Origin of the sequence: Aeromonas sp. S5(2024) (genome assembly GCF_041403025.1) — a bacterium.
Classification (GTDB): Bacteria; Pseudomonadota; Gammaproteobacteria; order Enterobacterales; family Aeromonadaceae; genus Aeromonas; species Aeromonas hydrophila.
The window spans coordinates 1-3064 of sequence record NZ_JBGLRI010000020.1 but is presented as its reverse complement, the minus strand read 5'-3'; the positions used below and the strand labels follow the sequence as shown (position 1 = coordinate 3064).

The following is a 3064-nucleotide window of genomic DNA, read 5'->3' as shown; positions in this document are numbered from 1 at the left end:
TGCTCTTTAACAATCTGGAAAGCTGATTTAAAAAGTAGTTCTCAAACATTTGTTACAAGTGCTTTGGAAACTTCTTGGCGAAAACCAAATTTTATTTGGTCCTTGTTGTACGACAACAAGCCGTGCCGGTTTCACCGACACTTCTTGGGGTTGTATGGTTAAGTGACTAAGCGTACATGGTGGATGCCTTGGCAGTCAGAGGCGATGAAGGACGTACTAACCTGCGATAAGCCGTGAGCAGTCGGTAAGAGACATTACGACTCACGGATTTCCGAATGGGGAAACCCACTTAGCATAAGCTAGGTATCGCTGCGTGAATACATAGCGTAGCGAGGCGAACCGGGAGAACTGAAACATCTAAGTACCCCGAGGAAAAGAAATCAACCGAGATTCCCTCAGTAGCGGCGAGCGAACGGGGATTAGCCCTTAAGCATCTTGGAAGTTAGTGGAACGGTCCTGGAAAGGCCGGCGATACAGGGTGATAGCCCCGTACACGAAAACAACCTTGATGTGAAATCGAGTAGGGCGGGACACGTGACATCCTGTCTGAATATGGGGGGACCATCCTCCAAGGCTAAATACTCCTGACTGACCGATAGTGAACCAGTACCGTGAGGGAAAGGCGAAAAGAACCCCTGTGAGGGGAGTGAAATAGAACCTGAAACCGTGTACGTACAAGCAGTGGGAGCCCTTCGGGGTGACTGCGTACCTTTTGTATAATGGGTCAGCGACTTACATTTTGTAGCGAGGTTAACCGTATAGGGGAGCCGTAGGGAAACCGAGTCTTAACTGGGCGTCTAGTTGCAAGGTGTAGACCCGAAACCGGGTGATCTAGCCATGGGCAGGTTGAAGGTTGAGTAACATCAACTGGAGGACCGAACCCACTAACGTTGCAAAGTTAGGGGATGACCTGTGGCTGGGGGTGAAAGGCCAATCAAACTCGGAGATAGCTGGTTCTCCCCGAAAGCTATTTAGGTAGCGCCTCGGACGAATACTACTGGGGGTAGAGCACTGTTTGGGCTAGGGGGTCATCCCGACTTACCAACCCCATGCAAACTCCGAATACCAGTAAGTAATATCCGGGAGACACACGGCGGGTGCTAACGTCCGTCGTGAAGAGGGAAACAACCCAGACCGCCGGCTAAGGTCCCAAAGTTCTGGTTAAGTGGGAAACGATGTGGGAAGGCTCAGACAGCTAGGATGTTGGCTTAGAAGCAGCCATCATTTAAAGAAAGCGTAATAGCTCACTAGTCGAGTCGGCCTGCGCGGAAGATGTAACGGGGCTCAAACCAGGCACCGAAGCCGCGGATTCACGCTAAGCGTGAGTGGTAGGGGAGCGTTCTGTAAGTCTGCGAAGGTGTGTCGAGAGGCATGCTGGAGATATCAGAAGTGCGAATGCTGACGTAAGTAACGATAAAGGGGGTGAAAAGCCTCCTCGCCGGAAGACCAAGGGTTCCTGTCCAACGTTAATCGGGGCAGGGTGAGTCGACCCCTAAGGCGAGGCCGAAAGGCGTAGTCGATGGGAAGCAGGTTAATATTCCTGCACGACTTGTAATTGCGATGGGGGGACGGAGAAGGCTAGGTGGGCCAGGCGACGGTTGTCCTGGTGAAAGTGCGTAGGTGGTGTTTCTAGGCAAATCCGGAGACACAACACTGAGACACGAGACGAACACACTACGGTGTGGAAGCCATTGATGCCCTGCTTCCAGGAAAAGCCTCTAAGCTTCAGATTACAAGTCATCGTACCCCAAACCGACACAGGTGGTCGGGTAGAGAATACCAAGGCGCTTGAGAGAACTCGGGTGAAGGAACTAGGCAAAATAGAACCGTAACTTCGGGAGAAGGTTCGCTCTTGACAGTGAAGTCCCTTGCGGATGGAGCAGTTGGGAGTCGCAGTGACCAGATGGCTGGGACTGTTTATCAAAAACACAGCACTCTGCAAACACGAAAGTGGACGTATAGGGTGTGACACCTGCCCGGTGCCGGAAGGTTAATTGATGGGGTTAGCGCAAGCGAAGCTCTTGATCGAAGCCCCGGTAAACGGCGGCCGTAACTATAACGGTCCTAAGGTAGCGAAATTCCTTGTCGGGTAAGTTCCGACCTGCACGAATGGTGTAACCATGGCCATGCTGTCTCCACCCGAGACTCAGTGAAATCGAATTCGCCGTGAAGATGCGGTGTACCCGCGGCTAGACGGAAAGACCCCGTGAACCTTTACTACAGCTTGGCACTGAACATTGAACCTACATGTGTAGGATAGGTGGGAGGCTTTGAAGGCGTGACGCCAGTTGCGCTGGAGCCGTCCTTGAAATACCACCCTTGTATGTTTGATGTTCTAACGCAGGCCCATGAATCTGGGTCGCGGACAGTGCCTGGTGGGTAGTTTGACTGGGGCGGTCTCCTCCCAAAGAGTAACGGAGGAGCACGAAGGTTGGCTAATCCTGGTCGGACATCAGGAGGTTAGTGCAATGGCATAAGCCAGCTTAACTGCGAGACGGACAGGTCGAGCAGGTACGAAAGTAGGTCATAGTGATCCGGTGGTTCTGAATGGAAGGGCCATCGCTCAACGGATAAAAGGTACTCCGGGGATAACAGGCTGATACCGCCCAAGAGTTCATATCGACGGCGGTGTTTGGCACCTCGATGTCGGCTCATCACATCCTGGGGCTGAAGTCGGTCCCAAGGGTATGGCTGTTCGCCATTTAAAGTGGTACGCGAGCTGGGTTCAGAACGTCGTGAGACAGTTCGGTCCCTATCTGCCGTGGGCGTTGGATGATTGAAGGGAGTTGCTCCTAGTACGAGAGGACCGGAGTGAACGAACCTCTGGTGTTCGGGTTGTCACGCCAGTGGCACTGCCCGGTAGCTAAGTTCGGAATCGATAACCGCTGAAAGCATCTAAGCGGGAAGCGAGCCCTGAGATGAGTCATCCCTGACCCCTTGAGGGTCCTAAAGGGCCGTTGGAGACCACAACGTTGATAGGTGGGGTGTGTAAGCGCGGCGACGTGTTGAGCTAACCCATACTAATTACCCGTGAGGCTTAACCATACAACACCCAAGAAGTGTT

General features: G+C 52.7%; 1 rRNA gene. It reads left to right on the top strand.

Annotated elements, in window-relative coordinates:
• The first annotated feature begins 156 nt into the window (after nucleotides 1-156).
• Nucleotides 157-3045 (top strand): 23S ribosomal RNA (locus ACB032_RS22070).
• Nucleotides 3046-3064: the final 19 nt, after the last annotated feature.